This window comes from Lysinibacillus parviboronicapiens, assembly GCF_003049605.2.
GTDB classification, from domain to species: Bacteria; Bacillota; Bacilli; order Bacillales_A; family Planococcaceae; genus Lysinibacillus; species Lysinibacillus parviboronicapiens.
On record NZ_CP073713.1, the window covers coordinates 1,922,581 to 1,938,993 of the forward strand.

Annotated in this window: 17 protein-coding genes; 15 read left to right on the forward strand and 2 right to left on the reverse strand. The window is 32.0% G+C overall.

The window, feature by feature from the left end; all coding sequences use genetic code 11:
• The first annotated feature begins 29 nt into the window (after positions 1-29).
• From C9J31_RS09035 to C9J31_RS09095, 13 genes are all read left to right on the forward strand, one after another.
• Complete coding sequence (locus tag C9J31_RS09035) at positions 30-1,256, forward strand: diaminopimelate decarboxylase family protein (protein WP_107948053.1); 1,227 nt, start codon at positions 30-32, stop codon at positions 1,254-1,256.
• A complete protein-coding gene (locus C9J31_RS09040; protein WP_107948051.1) occupies positions 1,234-2,421 on the forward strand; it encodes an arginase family protein in 1,188 nt (395 codons plus the stop codon). The genes C9J31_RS09035 and C9J31_RS09040 overlap by 23 nt, the downstream gene beginning before the upstream one ends.
• Entirely contained in the window at positions 2,418-3,560 is a 1,143-nt protein-coding gene (locus C9J31_RS09045; protein WP_107948049.1) for a hypothetical protein, read from the forward strand. The genes C9J31_RS09040 and C9J31_RS09045 overlap by 4 nt, the downstream gene beginning before the upstream one ends.
• Complete coding sequence (locus C9J31_RS09050) at positions 3,557-5,017, forward strand: PLP-dependent aminotransferase family protein (RefSeq protein WP_107948047.1); 1,461 nt, start codon at positions 3,557-3,559, stop codon at positions 5,015-5,017. Before C9J31_RS09045 ends, C9J31_RS09050 begins: the two co-directional genes overlap by 4 nt.
• Before the next feature lie 24 nt (positions 5,018-5,041).
• Positions 5,042-6,001: an ABC transporter ATP-binding protein gene (locus tag C9J31_RS09055; RefSeq protein ID WP_107948045.1), complete on the forward strand. Its 960-nt coding sequence runs from the start codon at positions 5,042-5,044 to the stop codon at positions 5,999-6,001.
• On the forward strand, positions 5,973-6,752 hold the full coding sequence (locus tag C9J31_RS09060; protein ID WP_107948043.1) for an ABC transporter: 780 nt from the start codon (positions 5,973-5,975) through the stop codon (positions 6,750-6,752). Before C9J31_RS09055 ends, C9J31_RS09060 begins: the two co-directional genes overlap by 29 nt.
• A 145-nt stretch (positions 6,753-6,897) precedes the next feature.
• Positions 6,898-7,833: a phosphotransferase gene (locus C9J31_RS09065; RefSeq protein ID WP_107948041.1), complete on the forward strand. Its 936-nt coding sequence runs from the start codon at positions 6,898-6,900 to the stop codon at positions 7,831-7,833.
• Positions 7,834-7,875: 42 nt separating this feature from the next.
• A complete protein-coding gene (locus C9J31_RS23580) occupies positions 7,876-8,028 on the forward strand; it encodes a hypothetical protein (protein WP_238602015.1) in 153 nt (50 codons plus the stop codon).
• 949 nt (positions 8,029-8,977) lie between these two features.
• Positions 8,978-9,649, forward strand: coding sequence for a M12 family metallopeptidase (locus C9J31_RS09075; RefSeq protein WP_107926144.1), 672 nt, complete (start codon positions 8,978-8,980; stop codon positions 9,647-9,649).
• 116 nt (positions 9,650-9,765) lie between these two features.
• On the forward strand, positions 9,766-11,565 hold the full coding sequence (locus C9J31_RS09080) for a DNA/RNA non-specific endonuclease (RefSeq protein ID WP_107948039.1): 1,800 nt from the start codon (positions 9,766-9,768) through the stop codon (positions 11,563-11,565).
• 200 nt (positions 11,566-11,765) lie between these two features.
• Positions 11,766-12,386 (forward strand): DUF3885 domain-containing protein, encoded by a 621-nt coding sequence (locus C9J31_RS09085; protein WP_107948037.1) that lies wholly within the window; start codon positions 11,766-11,768, stop codon positions 12,384-12,386.
• Between the two features lie 125 nt (positions 12,387-12,511).
• On the forward strand, positions 12,512-12,895 hold the full coding sequence (locus C9J31_RS09090; RefSeq protein ID WP_238602016.1) for a hypothetical protein: 384 nt from the start codon (positions 12,512-12,514) through the stop codon (positions 12,893-12,895).
• 133 nt (positions 12,896-13,028) lie between these two features.
• Positions 13,029-13,661 carry an NAD(P)-dependent oxidoreductase gene (locus tag C9J31_RS09095; protein WP_107948035.1) on the forward strand — a complete coding sequence of 211 codons (633 nt, stop codon included), beginning with the start codon at positions 13,029-13,031 and terminating at the stop codon, positions 13,659-13,661.
• 155 nt (positions 13,662-13,816) lie between these two features.
• Here the strand turns inward: C9J31_RS09095 and C9J31_RS09100 are convergent, their stop codons facing one another.
• Positions 13,817-14,251, reverse strand: a complete 435-nt coding sequence (locus tag C9J31_RS09100; RefSeq protein ID WP_338016327.1) for a ribosomal maturation YjgA family protein — start codon at positions 14,249-14,251, stop codon at positions 13,817-13,819.
• Positions 14,252-14,434: 183 nt separating this feature from the next.
• Positions 14,435-15,370, reverse strand: a complete 936-nt coding sequence (cysK, locus tag C9J31_RS09105) for a cysteine synthase A (protein WP_107948032.1) — start codon at positions 15,368-15,370, stop codon at positions 14,435-14,437.
• A gap of 241 nt (positions 15,371-15,611) precedes the next feature.
• Between cysK and C9J31_RS09110 the strand changes: the two genes are divergently transcribed.
• Positions 15,612-15,929 (forward strand): thioredoxin family protein, encoded by a 318-nt coding sequence (locus C9J31_RS09110; protein ID WP_107948030.1) that lies wholly within the window; start codon positions 15,612-15,614, stop codon positions 15,927-15,929.
• A 177-nt stretch (positions 15,930-16,106) separates the two neighbouring features.
• Positions 16,107-16,361, forward strand: coding sequence for a hypothetical protein (locus tag C9J31_RS09115; RefSeq protein ID WP_153062516.1), 255 nt, complete (start codon positions 16,107-16,109; stop codon positions 16,359-16,361).
• Positions 16,362-16,413 lie beyond the last annotated feature (52 nt).

Consider the following 16,413-nt stretch of genomic DNA (forward strand, 5'->3'; position numbering starts at 1 on the left):
TAGCTAATAATATTAAAAGGAGAAAACATATGAATAAAGATATTGAAAAAAACTTGGAACCTTTATATTCTCAACCGCCTCAACAATTATTTGAACTAATTAAAAATATACCAACTCCAGCTCTTATTTATGATTTAAATGGAATGACAGATGTTATTAGACGAATTAAAGCTGACATTAGCATTGTTCCAAATACAAAATTAAATTTGGCGGTAAAAGCTATACACACGCCAGAGATTTTAAAATTCTACGCAAATTGGGGAATAGGGTGTGATGTGGCAAGTGTTGGGGAATATAAACTTGCAAAATGTGCAGGTTTTAAAGAGATTACATCAACGGGTCCTGCCTTCACATTGAGTGATTTAGAATTTTTTAATACAGAAAATGTGATTGTTGATTTAGATTCAATATCACAAATAGAATTATACGGTCAGAAATATCCACATACAAACATCGGTTTACGTATTCGAATTCCTTTACCTGAAGAGTTAGAATCAGAATCTACTTACGGAAAAGATAGTCGCTTTGGAATCGAAATTAACAATCCTAATTTAAACCTAGTAATTGAAAAATATGATCTACATATAACTAGATTACATGTACATACGGGGCAGATGACACCGGAATCATTGTTATATAAAGCTGATTACCTTTTATCTATAGCTGAACAATACGAAAATATTCACACAATTGATTTCGGTGGAGGTTTTTTCCATTTATATGTAGATCGTAAAGAAACAAAAGAAGCATTTTTAAAACTTAGAGAAATAGTTATTAATTGGAAGGAAAAAAACGGCAGAGAAATGGAATTTAGATTTGAACCTGGAGGCGCTTTATTGGCAGGTTGCGGATATTTTGCTACTAAAATCATGGCAAAAGAATTTCATGACTTTTTCAATATAGATATCCTTACATTAGACTCATCAGCATGGAACTTAGCACCTTGGCACAAACCACAAGTAATACCAATTAACAGTCTATATTCGAACCTGCAGTTAGTGGAATATAGACTTGCAGGTAATACCTTATATGAGGGGGATATCTTTGGTAGAGACACTAATGGAAATACAATGGATTTCTTATTGCCAAAAGATATACAAGTCGGTGAGACATTGATGATGTGTGCTTTCGGTGCATATACTATTACAAATTCAAGACAATTTAATAAGATACCTTTACCACAAGAATACTTATTAAAAAATGGAGTTTTAGATAAGCTTGGAGAAGTGAAAAATGAAAAAGAATGTATTTTATAAAGTAAAAGAATCTATCGTTTTCTTGCAAGAAAACGATAAGTGCAAAATTTGGGAACATAAATCTGGATGGGAAGTAATATTAAATGAGCATATGTTAGATATTATTTCAATATTCACCATTCCAGTTAACAGAGAGTTAGCTTTTGAAAAAATGAAAAAGAATCATAATATTGATGAAAATAAAGCTATAGAGATTTTAGACTATCTAATAGGTGAAGGTATCATTGAACCCTATCATCCCCAAACCAATACAGTAGATAATAAAAACGGTATTTTTAATACTCCCTTATTATCTATTAAAGAATGTCTAAGTGGAGATTGGTGTGATGTAGCATTTATTGGCATGCCATATGATCTGAATGTTACATATCAACCTGGCACTAGATTTGCTCCCAGCTATTTAAGAAAAGTAAGCCGAGCAGTTTATAATTATGATTCTACTAGTTTGGAAGGATATTTTGATCCAATTGATAGAACTCAAAAGCTTGAAAACATACGATTAGCTGATTGTGGTGATATTAAAGCAATTGTATTTTCTAAAAATGGGTCACACTTCGATGCTTTAAAAGACACAATTTATAAACTTAGCTCTAAAAATATCTTTCCTGTTACATTAGGTGGGGATCATTCTATTGCTTATCCGTGTATTGCAGGTGTGTCAAAAGATAAAAAAATTAAAGTAATACAGTTTGATGCACATTCAGATTTTGGTCTTATGAAAATGAATAATTGGAGAGAGGACTTACATCATGGGAACTTTATGGATAAAGTTCTTGAATTAGAAAATGTTGAAGAAGTTATTCAGGTTGGAATAAGACAAATTACTTCTAAAAATTATGAAAATAATAAAGTAAAAATATATCCAGATATAAGTATATTGGATATATTAGAAGAATTTATAGATACGTTAGATTCAGATATATCATATTATATAACTCTAGATGTTGATGTGTTAAATCCGTTAATCATGAATGCAACTGGAACACCTGTCTCTGGTGGTTTCGACTATAAAGAATTATTATTAATAATCGAAAAAATAGTAAGAAAAGTGAAAGTAATTGGATTAGATGTAGTAGAACTCTTACCTGGAAAAAGTGAAGTAGAAGGGATAATTATATCAAATATAATTTTAAAAATAATTACTATGGAAATGGAGAAAAAATGAGCATTCATCCTAAAATTCCGAAAATTTTACTAGAACGTGAGCCAAGCATTAGTTCACCAGCTATTATATATGATTATAATTCAATTGTTAGTACTGTATTAAAAATAAAAAATGATATTGATATTATTCCTAATGTAGAATTATGCTTTGCAATAAAAGCAAATAGAAACAGGAATATATTAAAAATCCTTTCGGATTTAGGATTAGGTGCTGATGTAGCATCTATCCACGAATTAAACATAGCAAAAGAAGTGGGAATAAACCCCATTTATTCCACTTCTCCGGTATATAGCGAGGAATTTTTAGAAGAGTTGTTTAGAAGCGATATAACACCTGATTTTAATAGTCTTTCTCAGTTGGGAAAATATGTAAATAAATATAATTTAAATGAAATAGGCATACGAATAAAAGTACCATTGAACTTATCGAATTCAGATATAACTTACGGTGAAAAGAGTAGATTTGGAATTGATATAGATTCAACTGATTACATTGAATATATGCGTGATAAAAATTTAAAAATTAAACAAATTCATTTCCATCTTGGAGAATTACAAAATTCATCTGTCATCAAAAATGTAATGGAATATATCACTCTAATATCTAATAGATTTCAAGATTTAGAAGTAATCAATATCGGTGGAGGATTAACATATTTATATTCAGACGAAACAGAAGTTAAAAAAAGTTGGGAAACTGTCAAGGAAAATATACTATTAATAAATAAGGGATTTAATAGAGAAATCAAAGTGGTAATTGAACCTGGAATGTTAGTTTTAGCTATGAGCGGATATTTGTATTCAAAAGTGCAATCATCAGATTTTGTTAATAACAAAAGAATTGTTACATTAGATTGCTCTGCTTGGAATTTAACTCATTGGGCATATCCTGTTTTAGTTCAAAGCTACTCAGATTCAATAAATGCTGAAGAACATACAATAGCTGGTAATACATGCTATGAGAATGATATTTTTATTTCTTCAGAAAATCATAGAATCCTAAAAATCAATGATGGTTTATTGATGACTCCTGTTGGTGCCTATGTAGCTAGTATGGCGAGGAGTATGCATGGATACCCTTTACCAAATGAATGGATTTTAAAAGATGATAACTTTATTAAGGCAGGTGATTATTTATGACTTTTAATCAAGATTTATTATCAGAAAATATTGAAGAATTAATAGCGCTAAAAGGTTTATTTAAAAATCAAATAGACACAAATGAATACCAAGAGTGGGAAAAAAAGTTGGATGGGACTATTGATTATATTTTCACAAATAATCACCAAAATTATGAATTATTGTTTATCCAAATTAACACTTTAACCTTGGAATTAAGAGAAATTTGGATGAATTACGTCCAAAATATTACGAACAAACATTTAAAATCCCCGCCTTTACATATCATTAAAAATCTACCCCAATCTAACAAAATTGACTTTAGTTATGAAAGAAATATACAACCAGACTTCCTTGAAAATAAAATTAGTCTGTATAGAGAAGTACCTTCTAATTGGGAAATAAGTAATGTGTTATGCTCAAGTGGTATGACAGCAATCTCTACTATCATGCAGAGTTATTTTGCGATGTATAAGCCGTCGTTAAATAAAAAATTGGTCATTAGTACATGGCGAGATTACTTTGAAACTAGAGTCTTAACAGACTTATATAGAAATGAATTGATTGAGATTACAAATTACCCAACACAAGAAGAATTCTTTGATGTGATAGAGCATACAGATTTATTTTTCATCGAATTGGTACGATATAATTGGGATTTAGAAGTATTTGATTTGAATGAATTTCTAGAAATTCTGTCTAATAGTACGCCTGATAGATTAAGAATATTAATTCTAGATACAACATTAAGTGGTAACCATCATCAATTAGAGAAAATACTTAGTTATTTACAGTATTTTCCAAACATTATAATTATCCAAGTACATTCTATTCTTAAACTAGATCAACAGGGACTAGAGTTCTCTAACGGCGGAGCTATCAGTGTTTATACGCTAAAAGATAATGTAGCAATACCAAGTGCTGAAGCTTTTGCAGGTTACCTTAGACAAGTTAGAACCATTTTAGGCGCTGGATTATCATACCAAGAGATAGCCTTATTGGATAATGAATTTGTATTTAATAAAAATAAATATAGTGATTATTGTAATCTTATCTATGAGAATAATAAACTAATGGCTGAAACAATTCATACAAATGGAATATTTAAAAAAGTCGTATATCCTTCATTATTCTCTGAAGTTGATTGGGCCAAATCACCATTCGTAGTATTTCATTTAAGAGAGGATAACTTGGATAATCATGGATTATTATTGGGTGTCTTATCATATGAAGTGAAAAAAAGGAAGATTAATTTTTATCATGGTTCTAGTTTTGGATTTAGAGATAGTAGGTACGAAGTGATTATTCCAAATACTAGCGAAAATAAAGGACTTTTTAAAATTGCAATGGGTATAAGAAAGGGAATAGATCTATTAAATATAATCGAATTAATGCAAGAAATATCTGATTATAAGGATTTTTCGGAATTGAAGGCGTCTTATCCAACTGTTAATGCTATAAGATTCGATATCAAATAATATTAGTGTATACGAGGTGTAGAAATGATCAAAATTGAAAATATTCAAAAAAGTTATATCTCAAAATCTAATAGGGTAAATGTATTGGACGATGTTTCACTGACAATTCAAAAAGGTGAGATAGTAGGTTTATTAGGTTCGAATGGTGCTGGTAAGACAACACTAATAAAAATATTATGTGGACTAATTAATCCAGATGGAGGAAATATATATATCAATAATAAGATATTCTCCCAAAAAAGTTTAATGTACATTAGCACTGTTTTAGAGGGTAACAGAAACTTATACTGGCGTTTATCTATAATAGAAAATATTGAATATTTTTTAGGTATTAGAGGTTACTCAATCAAAAATAAAACAGAAAAAATAAATACTATTTTAAAAACATTCAATTTAATAGATAAAAAATTTGAGTTAGTTAAAAATTTATCTAGAGGTATGCAACAAAAAGTTGCAATTATTATTGCAATTCTATGTGAAACGGAAATTTTGATTTTAGATGAACCAACTTTAGGTTTAGATGTCAAATCGAACAAAGAAATGATTCACTTTTTAAAACAAATCGTAGAAAGTGAAAATAAAACCATATTAATTAGTTCTCATGATATGGGATTAATTGAACAGTTGTGCTCAAGAGCAATTATTATAAGCAACGGAAAAATTATTACTGATAATACAATTGAGAATTTAAATAGTGTATTTGAAATAAAGTCTTTTATTATAACATTAACTAAAAAGTTAGAGAATCATCAAAGGGACAAATTATTATCTTCTTTAAACTTATTGCAAATATCTGAGTTAGAAGATAAATGTGAAGTGATTTTTAATATAAAAGAAAATAATGAAATTTATTTAGTATTAGAAATATTAAAAGAATTTAATGTACCTATTGAAAAATTTGAACAAAGAGATATAAACTTTGAACAGGTTTTCCTCAATATTATTGGAGATGAGAATGCAAATGGAAGTATACAATATATTTAAAGTGAACTTTAAAAGAGAATGGATACAGATGAAACGATATTTACCTAATACCATAAGCGAATTGATTATTTTTTACATTGTTTTCTTAGGGTTTTTCCTAGGTATATCTCTAATTGGCGACCCAGAAAATCTGGATTATAACATTCAAATGATTATTATGAATTATATCTTTTGGTATCTAGTTCTATCTTTAACTCAGGGAATTGGGTTGGAAATTTCTGATGAAGCTGGACGAGGTACATTGGAACAATTAACAATTACTCCATATAAACTTTGGTTTATTTTTATTACAAGAATGACGAGTGTAATCATAATTAGTATGATATCCATTTCAATTTTATTATTTTTAGCTATGTTAACTACACGCCAAAACTTAAACTTAGATTTGTTATCTATTATACCAATACTATTGATTACTTTAATAGGGGTACTAGGCGTGGGCTACTTGATTTCTTCAATTACTATTATTATTAAAGAATCAGGATATTTAATCCAAATATTTCAATTTGTAATAATGGGAATGACTTTTATTCCTTTAACTACAGCCCCATTTTTAAAATTTGCTCCCTTTATGTATGGTCTACAATTAATCCGCGAAATAACAATAAATAATTTTTCTATTTTATCTCTAAATATAAATGATATTGTATTTTTATTACTGAATTCTCTTATTTATTTTATAACTGGAATATATGTATTTAATAGAGCTGAAAAATTTGCTAAGCAAAAAGGCTTACTAGGACATTATTAATTATGTAATGATAATTGGAATAAAAAATTGGTGAGCTAAAAAATTACCTAACTGTCTGAATTTTAAGATATTTAGTTGATTTTCATTTGTTTTTACCATAGTTAGTGTAAGTAACATATATTAACCATTAGAAAGGGTTGAAGGAATGAATACAAAAGACATATTAAAAAGATTTGGTTTGGAAATAGATAAAGAACCGATAAGCATTTATCCATTTTCCCCAGTATATAAAGTCCAATATGGAAAACAACAAGTCATTATTAAGAAAACAAAATCGCCATTAAGTGCAGCTCGAAAATTGATGCGATTTACAGAATCGTTAAACATGGCCCAAGTAAATATTGTTACACCAGTTGAATCTGATACTTTCACAAATCCTTTAGGTATCGAAAAAGACGTATTTGTGATGTACCCTTTTATTGAAGGTTATACATATACAGCAAAAGATGAAGAAATCTATGCAGCAGGTCAATTATTAGGAAAAATTCATTATTTATCTCCTCAAACCAATAACTATCAATTACCAGTTTATGATGTTTTTGATTTTACTAAACAAGAAGTGACAGATCATATGATAACTATTCGTCAACATATTCAGCATACAAAACGCAAACTGAATGTTGACTTGGTGGAAGAAAAATTAATACAAGCTGTGGACCAACAGACACAATTGCAAGAGGTAAAATTGCCTTTTGTTGCTACGCCACATGACTATAAAGCAAATAATTTAATTTATACACCTGAACCATACCTAATTGATCCCGATAATGCCACATGGATTCCACGAATATTTGACTTAGCATTATCCTTACTTTTATTTCATAATGAGCTAGAAACAGCTCCAGATACCTTGTTTAATCCAAAACAATGGAAATTATTCTTGTCTGGCTATACCAAGTGGATCACCTTAACTGACTTAGAAAAAAAACATTGGCAATATGCCTTGAGTCATGTTTTTTTAGATGAAGTGATGTGGCTTATGGCTGAATATGAAGAAGACTGGATAAATGATGAGCAATACAAATTATTTAAAAGTATTATAAAAATATTTGTGGATTCTTCAGCCTATTTACTTGATTAAAGGTCGTTAAGCCGCTTCAACCCTTGATAGGAAGTAATGGTGATGTTGAATCAAATTCTAGCACGTCCGAATATGATACAAGCATTAAAGCGAGTCGAAGCGAATAAAGGAAGCCAAGGAGTAGACATGATGTCCGTACAAACCTTACGTCAACACACCTCGAAAATTGGTAATCCATTAAAGCGCAAATTCTAGCGGGAACCTATGAACCGAACCGGTACGTCGTGTCGAAATCCTGAAACCCGTCTGCGGTGTCGTCTAATAGGAATCACAACCGTAGACGGGGTTTTAAAACCAAAAAAAGCGAAACTAAACAACCAGTCGCCGGTACAATATCGACAACTGGTTGGGTAAATGCTTTTTTGATCTCTGTCTTATATACAGGGGTCAGTCCCAAGAAGGATTAATGCTTTTTTTGTTGAACTTATTGTACTAACGGAGCAGATTTCTACAACAAGTAGGAATATGTTTTATTAATTGTTAACAAATTTTTCAATAAAATTGGGAACTTAGATTCTCAAAAAGGGTTTTAAAACTGTTTAGCTCCATTATAGTTGTGTACAAAATCACCCTATGAAGGATAAACTCTTTTCCTGTTAGAAGTTGGGAGTAGCTCATAAAAAGATGCTCATTGAGTATTTTTTTGACAATCAAGGTCTGAATTGCTGCTACTAATGAAATGTAAAACAATTGTCAATGAATGAAAGTCGTTAGGAAGCAAAAAATGCTCACCCGCCATAAAGTTCGAAGATGTGAGTGATTTTATTAAGTAATTACAATTTCGAAGGGACAGATGTTTACCTAGAACTAATGTAACGAAACTAGGCTAAGTGGAGGAGGTGAGAAACAAAAAAGATAAATATGATTGAAAAATATGGTATTTTTGAATATAATTCCAATTATAGGGTTTGTGAAACAATGCAATATCACGTGCCAAGAATGATCGGTGATTTTGAAATTGGTTGAGTATTGAGCACTTTATAGAGGAAATAGGCGATGACTCAGAAAAGGCACCTCAATTTTGATATGTAAACTTAATTTAGTTATTTAGCATTAGTTGTTGATAATATCATAATTTTTAAAGTTAAGTGGATATGAAAAGATTGGGAATTATTTGATTTTAATATAGAAAGGGAGCGGTTTTATGTCTAAAACAGTTAAAGTATGTATTGATAAAATACCATCTAATCTTTCTAAAGAAATAAGCCTTATTAATCAATATAAATGGGAACCAGGCCAAACAATACATGTTCGTTTTTTAGAGGGAGTTCCTGAAGTGAAAGAAAAAGTCAAAAAACATGCAAAAAGATGGGAACAATACGCGAATATAAAATTAGAATTTGGAAATAATCCTGACGCAGAAATACGGATAGCATTTGATATGAATGACGGTAGTTGGTCGTATATCGGAACATCCTGTAAGGAAGTGGCTAAGAATGAGCCAACAATGAATTATGGTTGGCTGCAACCAGACACTCCTGAAGTTGAATACTCGAGGGTGGTATTACATGAATTTGGACATGCGCTTGGGTGTATTCACGAACATCAAAATCCTAGTGCAAAAATTCCTTGGGATAAAGAAGCTGTTTATACGTATTATATGGGCCCACCAAATAATTGGTCCAAAGAGGATGTGGATAACAATATATTTAATCGATACGATAAAAACCTAACAAGTTTTACAGAATTTGATCCAACATCAATCATGCTTTATACGATACCAAATGAGCATACAATTGGAGATTATGAGGCTATCGGTGGAGTAACATTTTCGGAAAAAGACAAGCAATTCATTCAACAAATGTATCCTTTTTAAGTTTCAAAATAATTCGGAAGCGAACTTCTACAAATATTATTTTAAACAGAATTAGAAAAGGTACTTAGATTTATACAAATGATATAAAAAAATGTATATTTTGGAGGATGAACAACATGTCTAATATGCCATTCGAAATAGATTTAATTTTTAATCAAAATTTAATATCTATGCAACAACAACATGCACTGAATCGCTATATTGAACGCTCCAACAATCGTGAACATCTGAAAAGTGAATTACAACATAAAAACCCATTGGAAGTAAGCAAACCAGAACGAGTTTTTTTTCGGAAAGCAATTATTAATCCACTAGATGGTTTAGCGTTAGAGCGTATTATTGAAGGGAATGATTTATTTCCGATTTCTTATTTTGAAGCAGGACTTAAAGCGGCTAAGTCTGTTTGTAGAATTGAGGTTCGCGACCGGATCGGAAGGGTTCGCGGACATGGTACTGGTTTTCTAGTGTCTCCTTCTTTATTACTTACAAATAATCATGTTTTAGCAGATGAAGATGCTGCGCTATTTAGTCTTGCACAATTCAATTATGAGTTGGGACTAGATTTAAAAGAACGACAAATAAAAAATTTTCGTTTAGCACCAAATCGTTTCTTTCTAACAGATGAGAATCTTGATTTTACATTAGTTGCTGTAGAAGAGACATCCGCTGACGGGGCAAAATTAAGTGACTTTGCTTTCTTACCTCTTTCACCAAATAAAGGAAAAGTATTGGTGGGTGAACACGTATCAATCATTCAGCATCCATCAGGTGCACCTAAGATGGTAGCAAATCGAGAGAATAAAATTCTAGATATTTTTGATGATTTTGTGCAATATGAAACTGATACACAGCCAGGCTCATCTGGATCAGCTGTATTTAATGATGAATGGATGGTTATCGCACTTCACCATGCAGGTGTTCCTGACCCGCAAGATAGGACAAAATATATAGCAAACGAGGGAATACGCATTAGTAGTATTGTACAGTTCCTTATGAATCAGTCTCAAAATCTAAGTGACGATCAGAAGATATTATTTGACGAGCTTTCAAAAGGATGGGAATTAGTTGAAAATACCTCCGAAGAGATATTTTCTGAGAAGTTAGCTTTGGATTGGTATGAAGACTCTACAGGTCATGATTGTGAATTTTTGGGTGATGATTATGAAGTTCCGCATCCTACATTACACCCTGAATTGGAAACAGATATAGCGCTTCTTAAAAATGGGGAAAAAATATTAAATTATACACATTTTTCAATTGTTATGAGTGAGTCTCGTCGATTAGCTTACTATACTGTTGTTAATCTTGATGGCAATAAACTTGTAGATGTTGGACGGGAAAATAATTGGTTTTTTGATTCACGTATAGATCAAAAATATCAGTGTGGTCCTGAGTTATATGCCAATAATGAAATTGATAAAGGGCATCTTGTACGTAGACGTGATCCTATTTGGGGGGACTTAGCTCAGAAAGCAAATAAGGATACATTCCATTTTACAAATTGTTCTCCACAGCATAAAAACCTTAATCAAAAGACATGGCTTGATTTGGAGGATTATATTTTAGAAAAAGCTGAAAAATTTAATTTTAAAGCCACTGTTTTTACTGGACCAGTATTTCGTAGTGATGACGTAACATATCGTGGCGTACAAATACCAGCAGAATTTTGGAAAGTAGCTGTTATGGTTAAGGAAGATGGAAAATTATCAGCTACAGCGTATTTACAATCTCAAAAACATTTAATTGATGATTTAGAAGATGCTTATGGTGCATATAAAACATTTCAAGTACCTGTTTTAAAAATTGAAGAATTAACAGGTCTTGATTTTGGAAAATTGCGAAATTATGATCCAATCAGTCGTGTAGAAGGTTCGATTGGTCATGTTATTGAAACATCTGAAGATATAAAAGTCTGATTTTTCAGTTAAAACGATTTCGTTGATATGTGACTACTAATTACGATTGTAATTCATTATTGAAAAACCGAAGTCTGAGCTAAGACTTCGGTTTCTTTTATATAGAGTAAAATTATACTTAGAAATATGTAAAACAAAGGAAAGAAATAGCTGAACTTTTCTTGTGAGGTTAGAAAATAGCAAATAAGGTGGAAAGATAGATGCAAATAATGAAATGGATGGACGACCATTATAAAGGTTTGTCTGTCACACCAGATATTTATCAGTCAGTTGATTTAGGCATCCATATGGAGTTAGGGAAGAGTATTTATCAGTTTAAGGAAGATGGAACACTTAATAGGAAGAGATTTTGTGAGGTTTATAGACAAGTGGCTGAAATTTTTCCTTTGTTGTTTAAAAGGACAGATGACGTCTTTGTTGTGGTTAATTCATATCCAAGTCAATCAAATAACATCGTTTATCCAAACTTTTTTCAACGTTATGTAAAGGCACAACAAAGAAAATATTCATTACGTATGCACGAGTTTTTTTGGCAATTTGATGAAGAAGCTGTTGTAGTGCAGCAAATGGAATTATTGTGTAAAGTTTCGGAATTAAAATTAGCATACTTGCTAAAAACAATCATACATAAGGACTTTGAATCCTTATATCCTCGCTTAAGAAAAAAATATTGTCTATATGCACCGGATATTTTCTTTGTAAATGTAAGGACGAAGTGTATTTTTCACATTTATGATGACAGAGGATGCGAAATAATGAATACGGATGTGAATGTACATCAAGAACTAGCTGGTTACTTTAAGAATGGGGAATTCAAGTGAAACCTCCAGATAACAGCTTTTTGTGAACAATTAGACTAGGTTCTATGGAAAATAGAATAGATGCTAGAAAAATATCCAAGTCACAAGAACACTATTAAATCAGTCGAAAGGGAGGGTTGCTACGAATGGGGAGCTCAAAGAAAATCACTTCAATGGGTTGGAGTGCTTTCTTTATAGTCATATTTGTCATAGTTGGTGGAGTAATGTACTATGTCTATTTCTTTACGACTAAAAATTCACTTGAATTATATCAAGAAATTTCATTTTTGGATAATTTCGAAGAGGTACAAAAGTTAATGCTAGAGGGTTATGAAGAAAATTTTAATGAGGAAGACTTTCATTTCATAAAAGATCATTCAGCAAATCGTATAGGTCAATTTACATTACTTGAGTTTGAGGAAAAAACTTTTGTCATCATGACAACACCGGGAGCGAAGAATTTAAAAGTGCTGGAAGTAGATGAATTGCCAGAAGATATAAGGAAATATTTTCTGGCATTAGCCCAGTAATAAAAGTATTTTCTTGAGCTAAAAGGGCGTTTCTATAATAAGATGAGATTTACTTACGTAGCAGAACGGAGTATTTGAATCTAAAAGGGAATTTAACCGTATACATATTATTATGTTTATTTGGAGGTATAGTATGGCTTATAAGATAGCTTTATTCGGTGGGACAGGGAAGGTAGGACGCCATATTGCTTCTAGAGCGCTAGAGAATGGGTATCAAGTTCGTATGCTTGTTAGAAATCCAGAAAGGGTAACTTTAAAAGACGATAGGATTGAGATTGTGGAAGGCAATCTACACAATTTAGAGGATATTCGAACACTACTAAAGGATTGTCAAATAGTTATTAATACATTTGGTCAACCACTCAAAGAGAAAGCTATTTATAGCAGTGTGACTGAAAATATACTTGGAATAATGGCAGATTTACAAATAGACCGTTATATTGGTGTTACAGGTGGTTCTCTAACGATTGATGGGGATAAAAAGAGTATTTCAAATAAAGTTGGGGCAAAGGTGTTTAAAATCTTCTTTCCTACTATGATGTTAGATAAGAAAAAAGAATGGCAAATTCTTAATCATAATAAACGAATTAAATGGACACTCATACGGCTCCCATTTATAGTTGATGGTGCAGAAATAGGAGTCATAAAAGAAAATCTTACAGATATGCCAGGTACAAAGATAACTAATCGAGATATTGCGACTTTTATCATTAACCAAATTGAAAATCTAAAGTATGTACACAAAGCACCGTTTATCTCAAATTAATACGAATGCTCTTTCATAAACAAGGTGCTTTTGTTTGATTAAGACCACTATAAATTAATTTTTATACTGTTTCATAAGGAGCGTTAGTTAGTAAAGTTATTTATAATTTAAATTAGTTGCTTCATTGAATTGTATAATGACAATTATTGCTTTATTTATCTGCGAAGAGTGAAGTGAAGTGCAACTTTATCTAAGACAGTAGCGATTATAATCCCGGCAGTATAGCGAATCAAATCCACTGCAAGAAAACTTTTGCCTAGAATTAGCGCACCGAGCGACGTGACGCGAATCTCATTTATCCAGTCTTGCTGATACAACTGTCTCCATTCAATGCCGAAGCTAAATACAAAGCTGAGCCAAATGGCTGTGTAAGTGCTCTTCCGCACGAGCAAAAAACGAAATCCAACATAGACCATCATAGCCCATAGTACGTCTCCAGCATTGTGTGCTACAAATGGCGGAAGCAGCAGACCCCATTTTCTGGAGGCTAGGCCTAAGAAAATAGTACTAACAATCGCTATTACATAAACTATTCGTAAATTTCGGTATTTTGAATTGATAGATTTATGCACGGTCTTCAATACAATCACTCTTTCGTTGTATGTTGATCGTATTCATTTCTTCCATTATCTAAAAAAACGAACCTAGTGATTAGCACGCCTTAACTTTTCATAAATTCCATAGAAAAAACGCTTGCTGTCGAGTGAAGGCGTTCGACAACATCATAATATAAGCAATAATCTACCTCGCAAAAGTAGAAAAAAACCGCTAATTTATTGAGAAACGCCAAATAACCCTTCCATACTTAAGTAACGCTCTCCATTATCAGGCGCTATACAAAGAACTCGTTTACCAGGACCTAACTTGCGCGCTTTTTGAATCGCTGTCCATACTGCTGCCCCTGAAGAAGGCCCCACTAAAATCCCTTCCAATCTTGCTAAATCACGCGTTGTTTGCAATGCATTTTCATCTGTTACTTGTACAATCTCATCATAAACATCCGTATTTAAAATGGGAGGAATGAATCCTGGACTTGTGCCTACGAGTTTATGCTGGCCTGGTTGCCCGCCTGAGAGTACCGGAGAACCCTTTGGCTCAACAACAATCACTTCTAGATTCGGCAATTTTTCTTTTAATACCTCACCCGTTCCGGTAATTGTACCGCCTGTTCCAGCAGTAGCAACAAAGACATCTAATCTACCCGCTGTTTGTTTTAGAATTTCTGGCGCAGTTGTAAGTCGATGAATTGCTGGATTTGCTGGATTTTCGAACTGTTGCGGAACAAAGCTGTTTTCTATTTGGCTATGTAATGCAAGCGCTTTTTTTACAGCCCCCGGCATTTTTTCGATAGCAGGAGTCAAAATAACTTGTGCACCATAGGCTTTTAATAGGGATATTCGTTCTTGCGTCATATTATCAGGCATAACAAAAATTGCTTTATATCCTTTAGCAGCAGCATTCATTGCTAGCCCAATACCTGTGTTACCACTAGTGGGCTCAATAATCGTAGCGCCTTTTTTGATTAATCCTTGACGCTCAGCTTCTTGTATTAAAGAATAGGCTGCACGATCTTTTACGCTACCACTTGGGTTAAAATACTCTAATTTAACAAGGACTTCTGCACACGTTTCGTCTACAAGTTGATGTAATCGAACGATTGGCGTATTCCCAACCAAATCTAATATAGAATTATATAATCTATTCTTCATCTAATCACTTCCAATTTGTTATTTTATTCAACTTAATTACATCCCTTTCAAGTAAGGATAAAATTATTCTTACTTGTTTACAAGGTATTAGAACCTATTTGTTCGAAAATTATATCTTTTTAATGGGATTTCATAAATTCAATTCTATAGTATCAAGATTAAATACTTACTTGAAATATAAAATAACATTATGCGAATATGCTATTATTAGAAAAAAACAGTTTAATAAGGGGATTTTTAAATGGAAAATTTACAATCGATTGAACAATTTGAAGAACTAAAAAAGGGTGAACATACGATATTTGTTTTTTCAGCAGATTGGTGTGTAGATTGCCGTGTCATTGAGCCTATACTACCTGCAATTGAAGAAAATTATGCTAATTATCGTTTTGTTAAGATCGACCGCGATCAATTCATCGATCTATGTATCGAATTAGATGTCTATGGTATTCCAAGCTTTCTTGCTTACGATAGAGGGTATGAAGTTGGCAGATTTGTTAGTAAGGAACGCAAAACACAACAAGAAATCGAAGCTTTTATGGATGGATTAAAAGCATAATTTACTTAGAAATCTAATCTCTGCGTATATGCTAGCAAGCACTGAAAAAACTCCCCAAAAAGGAAATGTCAATTTGTTAGGAGTTGCCTATTTTTGCATGTTGAGTATGTCGGAGATGCCCTTCTTATAATCGTTTCAACAATAGTAAAGAAAAGGCTAGCATAGGCGGTGGTTAAGATGGAGTCACAAGTATATCGTGTTTTGATGATAGTGGCTTCTATAGTTATTGTTATGCCTAAAATAACCAAACATAAAGAGCAGCTAAACAAGAAAACGGCTCGCTATCAAGAATTTTTATCATGGCGAGCCTTTTCTAATAGGGCATCACCGTATGACAGTAGATGGTCGTTTCAACGACTACTTATCACGTCATATCATGCCAAACCAAACCACTATCGAAAGCGAAGCTACTCTCAACGTAAGATGTGTTAAAATCACTACGGTATCGAGGGTAACTTCGCTATTGCTCGTTCTTAACAGGGCT

Excerpts from the sequence above, each read along its gene's own strand:
- C9J31_RS09035 (WP_107948053.1), top strand. The coding sequence starts at position 30 with ATGAATAAAGATATTGAAAAAAACTTGGAACCTTTATATTCTCAACCG.
- C9J31_RS09040 (WP_107948051.1), top strand. The coding sequence starts at position 1,234 with ATGAAAAAGAATGTATTTTATAAAGTAAAAGAATCTATCGTTTTCTTG.
- C9J31_RS09045 (WP_107948049.1), top strand. The coding sequence starts at position 2,418 with ATGAGCATTCATCCTAAAATTCCGAAAATTTTACTAGAACGTGAGCCA.
- C9J31_RS09050 (WP_107948047.1), top strand. The coding sequence starts at position 3,557 with ATGACTTTTAATCAAGATTTATTATCAGAAAATATTGAAGAATTAATA.
- C9J31_RS09055 (WP_107948045.1), top strand. The coding sequence starts at position 5,042 with ATGATCAAAATTGAAAATATTCAAAAAAGTTATATCTCAAAATCTAAT.
- C9J31_RS09060 (WP_107948043.1), top strand. The coding sequence starts at position 5,973 with ATGCAAATGGAAGTATACAATATATTTAAAGTGAACTTTAAAAGAGAA.
- C9J31_RS09065 (WP_107948041.1), top strand. The coding sequence starts at position 6,898 with ATGAATACAAAAGACATATTAAAAAGATTTGGTTTGGAAATAGATAAA.
- C9J31_RS23580 (WP_238602015.1), top strand. The coding sequence starts at position 7,876 with ATGTTGAATCAAATTCTAGCACGTCCGAATATGATACAAGCATTAAAG.
- C9J31_RS09075 (WP_107926144.1), top strand. The coding sequence starts at position 8,978 with ATGTCTAAAACAGTTAAAGTATGTATTGATAAAATACCATCTAATCTT.
- C9J31_RS09080 (WP_107948039.1), top strand. The coding sequence starts at position 9,766 with ATGTCTAATATGCCATTCGAAATAGATTTAATTTTTAATCAAAATTTA.
- C9J31_RS09085 (WP_107948037.1), top strand. The coding sequence starts at position 11,766 with ATGCAAATAATGAAATGGATGGACGACCATTATAAAGGTTTGTCTGTC.
- C9J31_RS09090 (WP_238602016.1), top strand. The coding sequence starts at position 12,512 with ATGGGGAGCTCAAAGAAAATCACTTCAATGGGTTGGAGTGCTTTCTTT.
- C9J31_RS09095 (WP_107948035.1), top strand. The coding sequence starts at position 13,029 with ATGGCTTATAAGATAGCTTTATTCGGTGGGACAGGGAAGGTAGGACGC.
- cysK (WP_107948032.1), bottom strand. The coding sequence starts at position 15,370 with ATGAAGAATAGATTATATAATTCTATATTAGATTTGGTTGGGAATACG.
- C9J31_RS09110 (WP_107948030.1), top strand. The coding sequence starts at position 15,612 with ATGGAAAATTTACAATCGATTGAACAATTTGAAGAACTAAAAAAGGGT.
- C9J31_RS09115 (WP_153062516.1), top strand. The coding sequence starts at position 16,107 with ATGGAGTCACAAGTATATCGTGTTTTGATGATAGTGGCTTCTATAGTT.